The sequence below is a fragment of the Natronomonas salsuginis genome (assembly GCF_005239135.1).
GTDB lineage: Archaea > Halobacteriota > Halobacteria > Halobacteriales > Haloarculaceae > Natronomonas > Natronomonas salsuginis.
This window is the reverse complement of sequence record NZ_QKNX01000004.1, coordinates 1-15,220: the sequence shown is the minus strand read 5'-3', so window position 1 is coordinate 15,220 and position 15,220 is coordinate 1. Positions and strand designations below refer to the sequence as shown.

Below are 15,220 nucleotides of genomic sequence, written 5' to 3'. Positions count from 1 at the left end.
GCGCATACGCACCCGTTTGGGTGCATCCCCACCCCCCACCCCGCTTTTAATCCTCCGAGCTAGGCCGCTGTCGTACATCGATTCGTCGACCGCGCAGACTGGCGTGACCATCGTGCAAGATAAGAGAGATACCAACCAGCTTTTCACAGATATTCGCCATCGATACGACGCTCGTTCGATGCGGTGTCGGCGAGAAACTGCTGGGAATCTGGTTCGACGCTCGGAAGCGTTTTCGGTCCGTCCCGTTCACAGACAGCGGTGGATACTATACCCCGGACGCCGCAGGGTGTTGCATGACAGATGCACGGATCGGCGTCGACGTCGGCGGCACGTTTACCGACGTAGCGCTCGTCGTCGACGACGATCTGGTGACGGCGAAGGTACCGACGACGGGCGATCAGAGCGTCGGCGTCCTCGACGGCATCCGGAAGGCCTGTGACGAGGCCGGGATCGAGCCGGAGAGCGTCGACCACTTCGCGCACGCGATGACCGTCTCCGTGAACGCCTTACTCGAACGCGCGGGCGCCGAGACCGCGCTCGTCACGACGGCCGGCTTCCGGGACGTCCTCGAGATTGGTCGGCAGGCCCGCCCCGACCTATACGACCTCGACGTCGACAAGCCGACGCCGCTCGTGCCGCGACGCCGCCGGTTCGAACTCGACGAACGGGCGACACCTGAAGGCATAGACGTCCCCGTTGACGAGGACGAGGTTCGAGACGTCGCGGCGGCGATCGAATCGACGGGCGCTGAGAGCGTCGCAGTCAGCCTGCTCCACGCGTACGCGCACCCGGAGAACGAGCGAGTGGTGACGGAGACGCTCCGCGAGGAGCTCGACGTGCCCATCTCGGCGTCCCACGAGGTTCTCTCGGAGTTCCGCGAGTTCGAGCGGACGGCGACAACCGTCGCCGACGCCTACGTCGCCCCGGGGATCGGCGGCTACCTGGGTCGACTCCTCGACCGCTCGCGCGAGGAGGGGCTGCCGGAGCCACGAATCATGAAGTCCAACGGCGGCGTCGCGGACATCGAAACGGTCCGCTCACAGGCCGTCACGACCGTCCTCTCGGGGCCCGCCGCGGGCGTCGTGGGGGCCGCCACGACCGCCGGCTCCGAGCGGGCCGGCGTCGTCACCTTCGACATGGGTGGCACCTCCAGCGACGTGAGCCTCGTCCGCGACGGCGACGCCGAGCGGAGCTCCGACACCGAGATCGGCGGCGTCCCGATCCGGACGCCGATGGTCGACATCGAGACGGTCGGTGCGGGTGGCGGCTCGATCGCATGGGTCGACGCGGGCGGCGCGCTCCGCGTGGGCCCCGAGTCGGCCGGCGCGGACCCCGGTCCAGCCTGTTACGGCCACGGCGGCGAGCGACCGACCGTCACCGACGCGAACGTCGTGTTGGGCTACATTGGCTCGGAGGCGGCGCTGGGGGGCGAGTTGACGATCGACGCCGACGCCGCCCACGCGGCGCTCGAGCGCCTCGCCGACGAGGCCGGCCTCGAGGACGCCGAGGACGCCGCCCGGGGCGTCTACCGTGTGGCGAACGCGACGATGACGCGGGCGATCCGTTCGGTGACCGTCGAGCGCGGCCACGACCCGCGGAGCTTCGGGCTGGTCGCCTTCGGCGGCGCGGGACCGATGCACGCGACCGCGCTCGCGGATCGTCTCGACATCGAACGCGTCGTCATCCCGGGGCCGGCCGGCGTCCTCTCAGCGTACGGGCTGCTCGCGGCCGACGAGACGCACGACACGCTCCGGACGGTTCGACTCCCGCTCGGGGCGTCGGATCCCAGTGAGGGGATCGCGGTGTACGGCGACCTCGAATCGACCGTCATCGAAGCCGTGTCCGACCCCGACGAGGCTCGACTCGAACGGGCCGCCGACTGCCGGTACGCCGGTCAGAGCTTCGAGTTGACCGTCCCCGTCGAGACGTTCGACCCCGAGCGAGTCGCCGAGCGGTTCGAGGCGGCGCACGAGCGCGCCTACGGCTATCGGCTCGACGCGCCGGTCGAAGCGGTCACGCTGCGGGTGACCGCAGCCATCGGCACCGAACCACCGTCCGTCTCCAGAGCGGGTGGCGGCGACGGCGTGATCGACACCAGAGAAGCGGTGTTCCCCGATGTGGGAACGGTTGAGACGGGTGTCTACGACCGAGCCGCGATGGCACCGGGCACCGAGATCGAGGGACCGGCGATCCTCGAACGCGCCGAGAGCACGACCGTCGTCCAACCGGGCTGGCGCGGGCGAATCCGCACGGACGGCGCGCTCTCGTTGGAACGGGTGGCGGATGACGCCGCTGACACGGAGGCAGACCGATGACCGATCAAATCGACGCCATTACGCTCGAAGTGCTCAGAAACCAGCTCGAAGGCATCGCCGAGGAGATGGGGCAGGTGCTGATCCGCGGGGCGTACTCGCCGAACATCAAGGAGCGACAGGACTGCTCGACGGCGCTGTTCGACGCCGACGGCCGGCTCGTCGCGCAGGCCGAACACATCCCGGTCCACCTCGGCGCAATGCCAGAGGCCGTCGAGGCCGTCCTCGACCGCGATCCCGAACCCGGCGACGTGTTCGCGGTCAACGACCCGTTCGCGGGCGGGACGCACCTGCCCGACGTGACGCTCGTCTCGGCGATGGAGCGAAACGGCGAAATCATCGGCTTCGCCGTCTCCCGCGCTCATCACGCCGATGTCGGCGGGATGACGCCGGGGAGCATGCCCGCGGGCGCGAGAGAGATCTACCAGGAGGGGCTTCGGATCCCCCCGACGCGGCTGGTCGACGCCGGCGAGCGGAACGAGGAGGTGTTCGATCTGCTCCTCGCGAACGTTCGAAACCCGACGGAGCGGCGGGCGGACCTCCGCGCGCAGCTTGCGGCGAACGAGCGGGCCGAGCGACGCCTCGGGGACCTGATCGACGAGCACGGCTTCGAGCTCGTCGTCCGGTCGTTCGATGCCGTGATCGAGTACTCGCGCGAGCGGATCACCGCGGAGATCGAATCGCTCCCGGACGGCGTCTACGAGGCCGAGGACGCCCTCGAGGGCGATGGGATCACGGAGACGGAGATCCCGATCGTCGCGGGCGTGACGATCGACGGCGACGAGCTGACCGTCGATTTCGCCGGAACGGGCGCGCAGGTGGACGGCAACCTCAACGCGCCGCGAGCGGTCGCGAAGAGCGCGGTCTACTTCGTCGTTCGCTGCGTGACCGATCCGGAGATCCCGCCGAACGCTGGCTGTTACGCGCCGATAACGGTCGACGCGCCCGAGGGGTCGGTGTTGAATCCGACCCCGCCGGCCGCGGTCGTCGGCGGCAACGTCGAGACGAGCCAGCGCGTCACCGACGTGACGCTCGCGGCGTTCGGGGCGGCGGCCCCCGAGCGCGTGCCGGCGGCGAGTCAGGGGACGATGAACAACCTCACCATCGGCGGCCGAGACGGCTCGTTCGCCTACTACGAGACGATCGGCGGCGGGTTCGGCGGCCGGGCGGCGAAGGACGGGATGGACGGCGTGCAGGTCGGGATGACGAACACGCTCAACACGCCGATTGAATCGCTCGAGGCGGAGTATCCGCTGTTCGTCGAGCGGTACGCCTTCCGGCCCGGAAGCGGCGGCGAGGGTCGGTTCCGCGGCGGGTTAGGTCTCGAACGGACGGTCCGAACTGAAGTGGAGGCGACGGTGTCGCTTCTAACCGAGCGCAGACGGTTCGCGCCGCAGGGGATCGACGGCGGCGGGCCGGGCGCGACGGGTGAGAACCTGATCGACGGCGAGGCGGTCGGCGCGAAGACGACCGTCGACGTGCCCGCGGACACGACGATCACCGTGCGGACGCCCGGCGGCGGCGGCCACGGTGACCCCATCGAGCGGGACCCGGAGGCGATCGAGGCGGACCTCGCGGACGGGAAAACCGAATCGGACGACGAGTAGCTGAAAAGCCCCTTTCTCAGACGTTCCGTTCGGACACCGCGTCGGCGACGTCCTCGACGGCGTCGATCGGGATCTCGTACTCCTCGGCGATCTCCTGGGCGGCCGCGGCGGAGAGACAGCGCCCGTGGTGGCCGCGTGACCCCTCGGAGAACGGCGAGAGCGTCTCGTCGCTGACGTCGAGCGAGACCGCGTCCCACCGGCTGTAGTGGCCCATCGCGTCGAAGTATGCCTTCGTCGCCCGGCGCTCGTCGCGCTCGAAGTCGGCGGTCAACAGCCCCTCCTCGCCGATGAGCGGCCCGGCCTTGACGATCCCGGCGGGGTTGATGAGCATGCTCCCGCCGGCAGCGATGTTCCATCCGAGTTCGTCCTCGGAGAACCCCTCGGGGACGTCGTCGCCCATGTACGCCGAACAGGCGGCGACGAACGACTGCGTGCTGAAGGCGTACTCGCGCATCGCGGGGTACTGATCACACGTCTCGATGGCGTCTGCGCTCTCGGCGCGAGTCTTGTCGCCCGGATGGCCGTGTTGCTCCCAAAACCCCGGCCAGACGGCCGCGTGTATCTCCTCGCCCATCGCCGCCAGCGCCGCCTTGGGCAGCAGCATGTGGTTCTCATAGCAGATCAGCCCGCCGAGCGTCCCCATGTCCGTGTTGTAGGTGGCGAGACTCGACGGATCGCCGCGGCCCCAGATCGCCCGTTCCTCCTGGGTCGGCATCAGCTTCCGGTGGCGGCCCATCAGCTCGCCGTGGCGATCAAAGTAGAAGATCGAGTTGTACAGCGTCTCGCTACCTGCGCGGTCACTGAGTTCGTTCGTGCCGAGGGCGACGTTGAGGTTGGCGTCGTCGATCGCGTCGCCGAGGACGTCCATGGCCTCGTCGTCGACCGAGAGGCTGTTCTTTTGGAGATCGACCATCAGGTCAGTCCATCGCGGGATGGAGACGCTCCCACGCCAGTACGGGTAGCCGGGGAAGTACGTCTCCGGGAAGACGACGAGGTCGACGTCCTGTTTTCCGGCCTTCTCGATGTATCTGCAGGTCTTATCCAGCGTCCCCTCCTTGTCGTGGTAGACCGGTTCGATCTGTGCGGCCGCGAGCGTGAATGACTCGGCAGGCATGGTATGGGCATACTTTGCAGGGGGAGATAGGTTTGGGGGTTTTCTGACGCGAGCGAAATCGGGGCGGCCTCGGTTTTCATCTACTCGGCACGCCTCGGGTATGCTATGGGACCAGTCGGATTCCTCCCACGGCTAAAGCCGTGGGCTTCCTCCTTGCACCTTTGTGAACGAAGACTAGATCGAGCGGACGGAGATCGGGAGCGGGGAGATGAGCGTCCGACGGAAACAACTGGGCGAGGCCGCGGGAGGCGAGGGGCTCGGCTGTAGCCTCTACGAACTCCCGTCGGGCGAGGAGTCGTTGCCCTATCACTACCACACCGCGAACGAGGAGGCCGCGTACGTGCTCTTGGGGACGGGAACGCTCCGATTGGCCGACGAGACGCATCGACTCACCGCAGGCGAGTACGTCGCGTTCCCAGCGGGCGGAAGCGGCGGGCACAAGATCGCCAACGACGCCGAGGAACCGCTCCGATGTCTCGTGTTCTCGATGATAAACGATCCCGAAGTGACGGTGCGCCCGGACTCGGAAAAGCTGAGCGTCTTCGTCGAGTCCCCACCCGGCGGCCGCGAGGAGCGGACGATCTATGGCTACTACCCGATGGACTCGAACGTGGACTACTGGGAGGGCAAGTAGCGCCGGCTCAGATCGTCGTCTCGTAGATCGACTCCTGCCCGTCGTCGCCGAACCAGCGCACGACGAGTCGCTGTCCGGGCTCGAACCGCCGATCCTCCAACGTGATTCGGTTGTCGGGCCGAATCAGCCCCGTCTCCGTCTCCCAGATCGTCCCGTGGACCGTCCGGTCGGGGACGATAGGCCGATCCTCGTAGACGAGGATTCGGAGCGATTCGGAGCCGACCGAATCGCCGCCCACGTGTTGGACGGTGAGTTCGCCGGCCGAGGCGTCGCCCATTACCTCGAACATCGCGTCGGGCGGGTCGTCGGCCGACAGTTCCGCCGTGACGAACCAGAGTCCGGTGACGACGGCCGCGACGGCGACGAGCACCGCCGCGATTGCGGTGCTGTCACGCACGGCTCACGCCTCGTCGCGGAGGAGTCGGTCGACGATCTCGTCGGGGTCGAACCGATCGAGGTCGTCGTAGCCCTGTCCGGTGCCGAGAAAGAGGATCGGCTTGCCCGTGACGTGAGCGATCGAGATCGCCGCGCCGCCCTGTGAGTCGGCGTCGGCCTTCGTCAAGATTGCGCCGTCGATCTCAGCGGCGTCGTTGAACTCCCGCGCGCGGTTCGTCGCGTCCTGGCCGGCGACCGCCTCGTCGACGAACAGCGTCATGTCCGGATCGACGACGCGGTCGATCTTCTCCAGTTGGGCCATCAGGTCGTTGGAGGTGTGGAGACGGCCGGCGGTGTCGCCCAACACGACATCGATGTCGTTCGCCTCCGCGTACTCGACAGCATCGTAGATGACCGCCGCGGGGTCGCCGCCCTGCTGGTGGGTGATGATCTTCGTGCCGAGCGCCTCGGCGTGCTCTTCGATCTGCTCGTTCGCGCCGGCCCGGTAGGTGTCGCCGTTGGCCATCACCGACGAGTAGCCACGTTCTTCGAGCCACCGCGAGAGCTTCGCGATCGAGGTCGTCTTGCCGACGCCGTTGACGCCGGTGAAGACAATGACGACCGGTTTATCCGCCGTGGCGATCCGGTCTTCGAAGTCGAACTGGCCGACGCCGATGACCTCGCGCAGCGCGTCGCCGATCGCCCGCTCGATCACCTGCTCGCCCGATTCGACCTGCTTTCGGGTGTCGCCGACGAGCTGCTCGCGGATGCGTTCGGTGATCTCGCGGGCGACGCCCATCTCGACGTCGCCGCTCAGCAGTTCGAGTTCGAGCGCCTCCAGCGGCGCTTCGAGCTCCTCCTCGGTGATGATCGTCCGGCCGGTCGCGGCGAGGGCGGCCTTCTTGGCCAGCCCGGGGCCGTCGTCATCCGAGTCGTCTGTGCCGGTCGCGTCCGGCTCGGCGGACCCGGTCGCAACGCTGTCGGCGTCGGCCGCCGCGTCAGCGTCGGCTTCCGTTTCCGCCTCTGTCTCCGCCTCGGCCTCGACGTCGCTCTTGAACCGGCCGAGCTTTTCTTTCAGTCCGTCGAACATCGGCCCCTACTCGTCGTCCTGCTGTTGTTGCATCTGCTGTTGCATCTGCTGCATCTGCTGCTGTTGGGCCTGTTGGGCTTTGGCCTCGAGGTTGGCGGTCTCGGATTCGACCTTCTCGATCTCACCCTGCAGCTCCTCGATGCGGTCGTCCAGCGCGTCCTGTTTGTCCTCGAGGGAGTCGATCGCCCCGTCGCTGTCGCGTTCGGCTGCGTAGCCGCCGCCGAGCGTGACGATGACCTCGTCGATGTCCTGGATCTCTGCGCGGACGTACGCGTCGCCGCCGACCGGCACCTGCACCGTCGAACCGGTCTCAAGCGTCTCGATCGCCTCAATCGCCTCGTCGATCTCGCCCTGCTCGCCGCGGAGGTTCTGAACCTCGGCTTGGATCGCCTGTTTCTCCTGTTCGAGCGCCTGCATCTGCTCTTGGAGCTGCTGCATCTGACCGCCGCCGCCACCGAGGCTCATGCGTCCACCCCGTCGATCTCGATCTGGGTTCGTTTCAGTCCGTGCTGAGAGCCAAAGTTCGCGTAGACGCGCTCCTCGGCCACGTTCTCGTTGGGTGCGTCGACCGTCGTCTCGAACGCCTGTTGTCCGTAGCGGGCGGGATAGCGACCCCGTACTGTGAACTCACTCATACCACATAATACGTCGCGCGAGTCGGAAGTATCTTCCTAAGAGTTGCCGACCGATTCAGACGCGTCGGGCGAGCGACTCGCCGGCCAGCGGCGCGGCCAGAACGCCCCAGATGACGACGAACATCCCGATAAAGGAGAGATAGGGGGCCGGATCGACGGCGTAGACGACGGCGAAGAGTCCGGCGAACGCGAGCCCGACCGCCGCCCCGAGCGCGCCGCCGAGTCGCGTCGCGGACTCGTCCAGGACTGCGCCGCCAATGGCCCCCCACGCCATCCGAGCGCCGAGCGCGCCGCCCAACGCGAGCATCGTGTCGGCTGTGTAGCCCACGCCGGCCCCGACGACCGCGACGACGAGCGCGATCATCATCGCCCGTCCCGGATTTGAACCGCGACCACAGAGCCGGTGGACGAGGCCGAGGTACGCCGCCCCGAACGCCACCCCGGCGAGAATGTCGACGAGATAGTGTACCCCGAGGACGACCCGAGTGAGCGGGAGCACGGCGCAGAGCGCCGCGCCGACGGCGTAGCTCCGAGTGCTACCGATCAACAGCGCGAGCCCGCCGTAGACGACGACCGCCGAGACGGCGTGGCCGCTGGGGAAGCCGAAGCCCGACGACGCCCCGATCTCGGCGTACAGTGGGAGCAGCGCGTCCGGTATCAGACCGGCTGCGGCCGGTTCGGCCGCGCCGGGCGGCCTGGGGAACCGGAACGTCTCTTTGAGCGCCGTCGTCGCGGCGAGGCCGCCGAACGCCAGCGCGATGGCGAAGGCGGCGCGACGACGCGAGAGCGAGAGGCGAGCCGGGAGCGCGGTCCCGAACCAGTACAGCGTCCCGAGCAGCAAGAAGACGAACCAGACGTCGCCGAGCGCCGTCACGAGCGCCGCCGCGACGACGACCGAATCGGGCAGTCCAGCGGCGAACTCGACCGCACCGAGCTCCCGGGTCATCGGCTGTCGAAGCGGTCCTTCAATCGTCCCGGAAGGCCGGCGACCGTCACGGTGGTTCCGACGACGAGCATCAGCGCGTAGAGACCGAGCGTCGACAGCCAGATGACGAGCATGGCGAGAATCGCCCAGCCGCTCGACAGGAAATAGAAGGCCCCGAGCGTCATCGCGGTGCCGTACAGGAGAACGAGGTACGGCCCCCAGCCGCGGGCCTTTCCGCGGCGGATTCGGGCGCGGACGTAGCGCTTGAGGTCGCGCTCGATCTCCTCGCGGTGGATCGTCCGATCGTCGATCCGGTCTTCGAACCGGTCGAGTTCGTCGTACAGCTGTTCGAGTTCGTCGCGGAGTTCCTCGGCCGATGCCTCGTCGTCTGGTCGGTCACGTGTCATAATTCTTGAGAGTACCGCGGTCGGTTCGGGCGTCGATTCCTCGGGTGGAGCAGCGAGTCCGGTCCGCTCGTCCGCCCGCCCGGCCAACACGGCGTTGAGGACGGCCCCCACGAGGAGGACGAGCGCGCCGAAATACAGGAAGGTGACGAGCAACAGGACGCCGCCGATGACGCCGTAGGCCTCGTAGCTGCCGGCGACGGTCACGTAGATGCGAAACCCCGTCTGGAGTGCGGTCCAGCCGATCGCGGCGAACACCGCTCCCGGGATCGCCTCACGAACGGGGAGGTCGACGCCGGGGAGGACGTAGTACAGCGGCAGGAAGGCCGCAGAGAGCCCGACGACGAGCCCGACGTTGCCGACGAGTCCGATCCCAGTGGGTGTCTCGACGATCGAGCCGATGCCCAGTCCGGCGATGAGCGAGCCGACGACGACCGTCGCGGTCACGGCGACGCCGACGCCGCCGAGCGTAACGACGGCGTTTCGGATCTGGGCGACGAATGATTTCGGTCCCGGGTGGCCGTACACCTCGGAGAAGGCGACGTCGAGCCCTCGGAAGAGTTTGAGCCCAGACCACAGCAGAGCCGCGACACCGAAGACCGTCGCGCCGCCGCGACCAGCCGCTCCGCTGAGGGCGTTGGCGATCGCCAGGCCGGCCTCGTCGCCGAGGGCGTTCGTGATCGCGGCGACGAAGGTTCCGACGAGTTGGGAATCGCCGAACAGGGAGGTGACGACGAGCACCAACAGCAACAGCGGGATGAGGGAGATGAACGCGTAGTAGGCCAACCCCGCGGCGATGAACGTCACGCGATCGGACCGCGCGCCAGCGGCGACGCCGCGTACAATCGCCACCGTCCGGTCGACGTACCCCTTCACGTTCGCGGATATGGGTGAGCGGTACATATAATCGGTGGGAGCGAACGAGCCGTCGCGATCGAACGCGGATACCGCGCCGTTCGATCGGCGTACATCGCCGTCGATCATCCGCACGTGAACGCGGTTTCGACCGGAGCGGGGGATCGCGGAAGATTCACCCTCGGCACGCTCGAAGCGCGCCGCGTGGCCGACGACAAGCCGAAGAGCGCGGACGCTGACGAGGAGCGGACCGATGGGAAGTACGACGCGTACATCGAACGGGTGTTGGACGTGCTCGACCTCTTTTGACCGGTGCGTGAGGCGACTAGCGCGGAAGTCAGTGTTCCTCGTACGGCTGGACGACGACGAACCCGTCCGTCCCGCCGAACGTCATCTGGAAGCGTTCGCCGGACTCTTGGCCGATCATGTCTGAGAGGTTCCGGTTGACCTCGACGTTCGGGGCGGTGTTGTTCCACGCGACGGTCGCGCTCGGATCGGTCGTGACGGGCGGTTCGAAGACGACCGGATCGCCGTGGGTGGTGATCGCGACGTGTCCGGGGCCCTCTAGATAGACATTGGTGAAGCCGCCCGCGAGCGCCCCCGCGAGGCTGTCGATGGAGCTGATCTCATAGGAAATTTGTGACTCGAACGCGAGGATATCCTCGCCGTTGACGGTGAGTGCGTCGCCGGCGTCCAAATAGAGGGTCTGCACCTTCTTCTCGTGGTCGGCGAGGTAGACGTGTCCGTCGCCCTCGACGTTCATGATGGGAGTACCTTCGCCGGTCGCGGCCTCTTTGAGAAAGCCGGTGAGACCGCCTTCGGGCGTCGCCTACCCGGTGAAGGAGAGATCGCCCGTGTAAGCGATCATCGAGCCAGCTTTCGCCATCACGGAGCCGTCGACGGCGACGTCGAGCGTGTAGCTGTTCTCCAGTTGGAACGTGTCGTCCGAGTCGGTGGGAGCGTGTTGGGATTTGAACTGGTCGATATCCATGGTATCACGGAGCCGGATTCAGGGCGGCTCCGCCGAACGTTTGTCGGACCAGGGTAAGAAAGTGAATGATTGTGAAAGCAGGATTTGAGTGTCGAGGGCGTCGGCGCTCAGTCGTCGGCTAGGACGCTCGTCTCGTTGGTGCTCGAACGGCCCCACAATAGGAACAATCATAGCCAATTGGCAAACTAGTATAAGAATTGTCAACTATACACAATATAGTGCATCGTGTTCAATTACGCGAGTTCCTCAGACTGCGAAGCCTCGCAACCACGTTTCGCCAGTATTGCGATCGACGTGACTAAAGCTGTTTGTAAACGACTACGTATGTCATCAGATATATCAAAATACATGCTCAAAGATGTTTAGAATATATACTGAATCGCCTAAGATCTGAGTACAGAGACCTGTAATACAACCGCGAGATACTGCGCATAATCAACGAGAGACCCGGTATTTTCAACGTCGTGTTTCTTGCGAAGTCACCGCAGAGGTTGCAGTGTTAATGCCGTTGTCGTTATTATAAATAACGTGCCTGCAGAAGTGTATTTGTTCCGGGGCGAGAACTGTAAACAGCCAAAACGTTTAGCCGTTGATTTGTTCCACTGTTTCATCGAGCGCAACGACGTTCAGGTAGGCGTCGCTAGCGAGCTGGATCGACTTTTTGCACCCGTAAGTAACGCATTTTTATGAGGGCTCGACACAAAATCATATAATTAATTAATTGTATTCAAAATAGATATTTTTGGCACGTAGAAGGGAGCGTTGAGCTCCATCAGTTCGCTCGATGTCGTTCACTCTCGCCCCGCACGATCTAACTCGGCCCTGTCGTGACGATCGTCGAGGCAATTTATATTTGTTATGAATCGGCTGAAATCACCCTCACTTGCTTATTCGTTCCAATATGACCCTGCACCTGCTTCCACTATTCTTCTAAAGCCGCCACAAAGCACTCATTGATTCGAGTTCACGAGCATCATACTGAACCAACTCAACGGCCTTCTCGTCCCTCAAACAAGTATAATTAGACATTTTTAATATTCGTAAAGTGACAAATATCCAATCTAGGACTGTCTAGTTAAGGATTTCAACTGGCGGTCGATTTTGAAGTGATTGATGGGGTCGTTGGTGATTATAATAGTGTACAAATTGTTCAATCCATTGTCGAACGCTTCGCCGACTGTCCACCCATGAGTGGTAGAAGCGGTCGATACGTTGTTCCAAGATTTGAAACCACGTTTCGATGAGGTTTCGGCCGGTATAGTTCCGCCGACCGCTCAATCCTAATCGGGCAAACACAGTCTCATATCCGAATCCGTCGACGAGAAACACGGTCTCAGAGAGATCGTGTTTCTCGGCAAGGCGATGAAGAAACGCAGCCGCCGGATCAGTGCCATGTCGTCCGAACAATTCAGCGTCGAGAATAAATTTTGAGTCAAGGTCTATTGCAGCATACACCCAACACAGCTCGCCGTTAATGTTGACAGCGGTTTCGTCAACCGCGACCCGCTTCGGCTTCGCCTCAGGTGGGTCGAGAACGCTGTCAGCAACTTGATGTACCCATTTCCAGATCGCTTAGTGAGAGCGTTCCACGCCGAAGAGTCGAAGAATTTCTTGTATCCCTCGAAGAGAACAACCGGTCGCTTGGGGACGGACGGCGAACGCCCGAACAGGCGTCGCCGTCCGCTCACGGTAGTGTTCAGATAAGCTGATTCCATGCGAAGGCGAAAGATCGAAGCCAATCGTCAGCAGTTTCTGCTTCGGCGTTGCTGAAACAGTTTGAGAAGCTGGTAGTTCGTCGTTTTATCTCTCGAAAGATACGTTCAATACTGTTCCGATTTCCATGTTTTTCGTGTCTGAAATTGAGGCCGTGTCGGCGACAGGCATCTTTCAACGAGTGCGAACCATCAACGAGAAACACGGCGTTGCCAACGTCGTGTTTCTCGCGGAGTTCAGCAAAGAACGTGTGAGCGATTACGCTGTTTGTGGTTGGTTCAAGCCGTGTATGAAGTAATTCGTTTGTTTCGGATCGGCAGCAGCGTACAGCCAATACTGCTCGTTATTGAGTTGGATCACAGTCTTGTCGACGGCGACGTGATCCGGATTTCGACCAGATTCGGGCTGTAGTTCTGCCTTGTGAACCCAGTTGTGTACGATAGATTGAGCGCGATTGACACCGAATAGTTCAAGAATAGAAACAGTATTCGAACGTGATAGACCGGCAAGATGGAGTTGAATACCGAGCTTCATCAGAAATTTCGGTGTCGCTTCTCGTTCCACAAAACCTAACTCGATCTCGTCCAAACAGCCGTTGAGGCGGTCGTTTTCGGGCATAGATCACTCAGAAAACGAACCGCCTCACTCTTCATTCTTATCTGAACACCGCCCCGCTCATGCTCCCAACATTCAACATTCGCCGTATCTAACGCTTCTTTGAGCAGATCTTGGTTGAGCATGAACACCTAAACCATTGATCTGCTCGTTTCTCAAACTGCTTATCTAAACAGTACCCAGTGCCCCAACCTACATTTTAAATTATATCGGAGAAGACACGACGAAGAACCTTTATCCCGCAGTATGCTATTGATGTATTAGGATGTCTGGCGATCCAGAGGGCCGGAAATTAAAAACATTAGAGAACTCTCTCGAGATAGTTGAATTCGTGAAGGAATCGGGAGGTGTTCGAATGGACGACGTGATCGAGCAGTTCGATATGGCAAAGAGTACAGCGTACGGGTATTTATTTACTCTAGAAAAATCCGGGTTGTTGGTCAAACACGGCCCAGAGTACGTCCTCGGGCTTCAATTGTTACATCTCGGTGAATGTGCCAAATCGAGGAACAAATATTATCCGCTTGCTCGCAAATACGTATTCCAGATAGCCGACGAGTTGGGAGAAGGCGCGGATTTCACTGTCCAAGAGCAGGGGAAGTTATTCACCATCTATAATGACGTCGAAAGTATCGAGGATCCGAACTTTCAGGTCGGACGCCGTTTCGACCTGCATAATTCGGCTGGCGGGAAGGCTGTACTCGCAGAATTACCGAGGTATCGAGTGAACGAGATCATCGATCGATGGGGGCTTCCAGCGTCGACGAGTAGTACGATCACTGATCGAGAGACTCTGTTAAACGAAATTAACAAAGTACGGGAGCAAGGGTTCGGAATAACCGATGAAGAGTTGGTCAAAGGAATGCGGTCGGTCGGGGTAGCGATTACTTATCCGGACGGCTCGGTCTTCGGAGCCCTTGGCGTCGGTGGGCCGGCGTATCGAATTAATGATGATCGACTCTTCGAGCAAATTCCGAACAAACTACTCGACAAAAAACAAGCGTTAGAAGCTGATCTACGACAAGCACATGAATCCGGAACGCTAAATTAAGCCTATTTACCGAGTACACAGGAGAGATCGGCGTGACGTCGCTACCGGTTGAGCGTGTGGGTCGCCGCACCGCGCGCGTTCGCCGCCGCCTCCCCGACCGCCTCCGACAGCGTCGGATGCGTGTGGATCGTCGCCGCGATGTCCTCGAGGCGCGCCCCCATCTCGATCGCCAGTCCGACCTCGGCGATCAGCTCCGACGCTTCCGGCCCGACGATCTGCCCGCCCAACACGAACTCCGTCTCAGCGTCGGCGACGATCCGCACGAACCCCCCCTCGATACCGAGCGTCAGCGCCCGCCCCGACGCTCGGAACGGCATCTCACCGACCACCGGCTCGAACCCCTCCGCCTCGGCCTCCGCGGCGCTCAATCCCACGGTCCCGATCTCCGGATCCGTGAAGACGGCCGCCGGAATCGCCTGATAATCCAGCCGCGACGGCTCCCCCGCGATCACCTCCGCGGCAACGTGGCCCTCCCGGTACGCCGTGTGCGCCAACATCGGCTCCCCGGCCACGTCGCCCACCGCGTAAATGTGTTCGACGGTCGTCCGCGCCGCGTCGTCCGTCTCGATGACCCCTCGGTCGGTCGACTCGACGCCGGCGGCCTCGACGTTGCAGGTATCGGAGGCGGGCTGGCGGCCGACGGCGACGAGGACGCGTTCGGCCGTGTACTCGCGGCCCTCGCCGTCCTCCGTCTCGGTCCTCACCCGCGCCGCGGCAGCTACTTCCTCCCACCCCTGGGCGGCCTCCCCAAAGTGGAACTCGATCCCCAACCCCTCGGCGCGCTTGCGAACCAGTCGCGTGACGTCCTCGTCGTACCCCGGCAGGATGTCGTCGAGCATCTCGACAACCGTCACCTCGGTCCCGAGCTTCGCGAGCATCGTCGACAGCTCCATCCCGAT

The 15,220-nt window shown here is 63.3% G+C and carries 13 protein-coding genes and 3 pseudogenes; 5 read left to right on the top strand and 11 right to left on the bottom strand.

All coding sequences use genetic code 11. From position 1 onward, the window contains the following. The first annotated feature begins 293 nt into the window (after positions 1-293). Complete coding sequence (locus DM868_RS10450; protein ID WP_137276832.1) at positions 294-2,315, top strand: hydantoinase/oxoprolinase family protein; 2,022 nt, start codon at positions 294-296, stop codon at positions 2,313-2,315. Further along, positions 2,312-3,919: a hydantoinase B/oxoprolinase family protein gene (locus tag DM868_RS10445; protein ID WP_137276831.1), complete on the top strand. Its 1,608-nt coding sequence runs from the start codon at positions 2,312-2,314 to the stop codon at positions 3,917-3,919. The genes DM868_RS10450 and DM868_RS10445 overlap by 4 nt, the downstream gene beginning before the upstream one ends. 16 nt (positions 3,920-3,935) lie before the next feature. On the opposite strand, the gene DM868_RS10440 is transcribed toward DM868_RS10445, so the two are convergent. Beyond that, positions 3,936-5,033 carry a carbon-nitrogen hydrolase family protein gene (locus DM868_RS10440; protein ID WP_137276830.1) on the bottom strand — a complete coding sequence of 366 codons (1,098 nt, stop codon included), beginning with the start codon at positions 5,031-5,033 and terminating at the stop codon, positions 3,936-3,938. A 208-nt stretch (positions 5,034-5,241) separates the two neighbouring features. On the opposite strand from DM868_RS10440, the gene DM868_RS10435 reads away from it, so the two are divergent. Further along, positions 5,242-5,667 carry a cupin domain-containing protein gene (locus tag DM868_RS10435; RefSeq protein ID WP_137276829.1) on the top strand — a complete coding sequence of 142 codons (426 nt, stop codon included), beginning with the start codon at positions 5,242-5,244 and terminating at the stop codon, positions 5,665-5,667. Between the two features lie 7 nt (positions 5,668-5,674). Here DM868_RS10435 and DM868_RS10430 read toward each other — a convergent pair whose 3' ends face one another. Genes DM868_RS10430 through DM868_RS10405 form a run of 6 tightly spaced genes read right to left on the bottom strand, consistent with a single transcriptional unit; the run spans position 5,675 to position 9,972 of the window. Continuing rightward, positions 5,675-6,064, bottom strand: a complete 390-nt coding sequence (locus tag DM868_RS10430; RefSeq protein ID WP_137276828.1) for a type IV pilin — start codon at positions 6,062-6,064, stop codon at positions 5,675-5,677. Positions 6,065-6,067: 3 nt separating this feature from the next. Continuing rightward, the gene (ftsY, locus tag DM868_RS10425) at positions 6,068-7,132 is read right to left on the bottom strand and encodes a signal recognition particle-docking protein FtsY (protein WP_137276827.1); all 1,065 of its coding nucleotides are present in this window, start codon (positions 7,130-7,132) and stop codon (positions 6,068-6,070) included. Between the two features lie 6 nt (positions 7,133-7,138). Beyond that, on the bottom strand, positions 7,139-7,597 hold the full coding sequence (gene pfdA / locus DM868_RS10420; protein ID WP_137276826.1) for a prefoldin subunit alpha: 459 nt from the start codon (positions 7,595-7,597) through the stop codon (positions 7,139-7,141). After that, a complete protein-coding gene (gene rpl18a, locus DM868_RS10415; protein ID WP_137276825.1) occupies positions 7,594-7,767 on the bottom strand; it encodes a 50S ribosomal protein L18Ae in 174 nt (57 codons plus the stop codon). Before rpl18a ends, pfdA begins: the two co-directional genes overlap by 4 nt. Positions 7,768-7,822: 55 nt before the next feature. Beyond that, on the bottom strand, positions 7,823-8,713 hold the full coding sequence (locus DM868_RS10410; protein WP_137276824.1) for a phosphatase PAP2 family protein: 891 nt from the start codon (positions 8,711-8,713) through the stop codon (positions 7,823-7,825). Next, complete coding sequence (locus DM868_RS10405) at positions 8,710-9,972, bottom strand: YihY/virulence factor BrkB family protein (RefSeq protein WP_246049061.1); 1,263 nt, start codon at positions 9,970-9,972, stop codon at positions 8,710-8,712. Before DM868_RS10405 ends, DM868_RS10410 begins: the two co-directional genes overlap by 4 nt. 114 nt (positions 9,973-10,086) lie before the next feature. Between DM868_RS10405 and DM868_RS15150 the strand changes: the two genes are divergently transcribed. Continuing rightward, a complete protein-coding gene (locus DM868_RS15150) occupies positions 10,087-10,260 on the top strand; it encodes a hypothetical protein (protein ID WP_170964482.1) in 174 nt (57 codons plus the stop codon). Positions 10,261-10,288: 28 nt separating this feature from the next. Here the strand turns inward: DM868_RS15150 and DM868_RS10400 are convergent. The 3 pseudogenes from DM868_RS10400 to DM868_RS10390 form a co-directional block, all read right to left on the bottom strand. Continuing rightward, positions 10,289-10,942: pseudogene (locus DM868_RS10400) on the bottom strand (AIM24 family protein). Between the two features lie 1,071 nt (positions 10,943-12,013). After that, positions 12,014-12,688: pseudogene (locus DM868_RS10395) on the bottom strand (IS6 family transposase). Further along, a pseudogene (locus DM868_RS10390) lies at positions 12,639-13,273 on the bottom strand (IS6 family transposase). Before DM868_RS10390 ends, DM868_RS10395 begins: the two co-directional pseudogenes overlap by 50 nt. A gap of 262 nt (positions 13,274-13,535) precedes the next feature. On the opposite strand from DM868_RS10390, the gene DM868_RS10385 reads away from it, so the two are divergent. Further along, positions 13,536-14,321, top strand: a complete 786-nt coding sequence (locus tag DM868_RS10385) for an IclR family transcriptional regulator (protein ID WP_137276823.1) — start codon at positions 13,536-13,538, stop codon at positions 14,319-14,321. Between the two features lie 41 nt (positions 14,322-14,362). Here the strand turns inward: DM868_RS10385 and DM868_RS10380 are convergent. Further along, on the bottom strand, positions 14,363-15,220 hold an 858-nt coding region (locus DM868_RS10380; RefSeq protein ID WP_137276822.1), incomplete at its 5' end, for a dihydrolipoyl dehydrogenase family protein.

Excerpts from the sequence above, each read along its gene's own strand:
- DM868_RS10450 (WP_137276832.1), top strand. The coding sequence starts at position 294 with ATGACAGATGCACGGATCGGCGTCGACGTCGGCGGCACGTTTACCGAC.
- DM868_RS10410 (WP_137276824.1), bottom strand. The coding sequence starts at position 8,713 with ATGACCCGGGAGCTCGGTGCGGTCGAGTTCGCCGCTGGACTGCCCGAT.
- ftsY (WP_137276827.1), bottom strand. The coding sequence starts at position 7,132 with ATGTTCGACGGACTGAAAGAAAAGCTCGGCCGGTTCAAGAGCGACGTC.
- DM868_RS10385 (WP_137276823.1), top strand. The coding sequence starts at position 13,536 with ATGTCTGGCGATCCAGAGGGCCGGAAATTAAAAACATTAGAGAACTCT.
- pfdA (WP_137276826.1), bottom strand. The coding sequence starts at position 7,597 with ATGAGCCTCGGTGGCGGCGGCGGTCAGATGCAGCAGCTCCAAGAGCAG.
- DM868_RS10435 (WP_137276829.1), top strand. The coding sequence starts at position 5,242 with ATGAGCGTCCGACGGAAACAACTGGGCGAGGCCGCGGGAGGCGAGGGG.
- rpl18a (WP_137276825.1), bottom strand. The coding sequence starts at position 7,767 with ATGAGTGAGTTCACAGTACGGGGTCGCTATCCCGCCCGCTACGGACAA.
- DM868_RS10440 (WP_137276830.1), bottom strand. The coding sequence starts at position 5,033 with ATGCCTGCCGAGTCATTCACGCTCGCGGCCGCACAGATCGAACCGGTC.
- DM868_RS10445 (WP_137276831.1), top strand. The coding sequence starts at position 2,312 with ATGACCGATCAAATCGACGCCATTACGCTCGAAGTGCTCAGAAACCAG.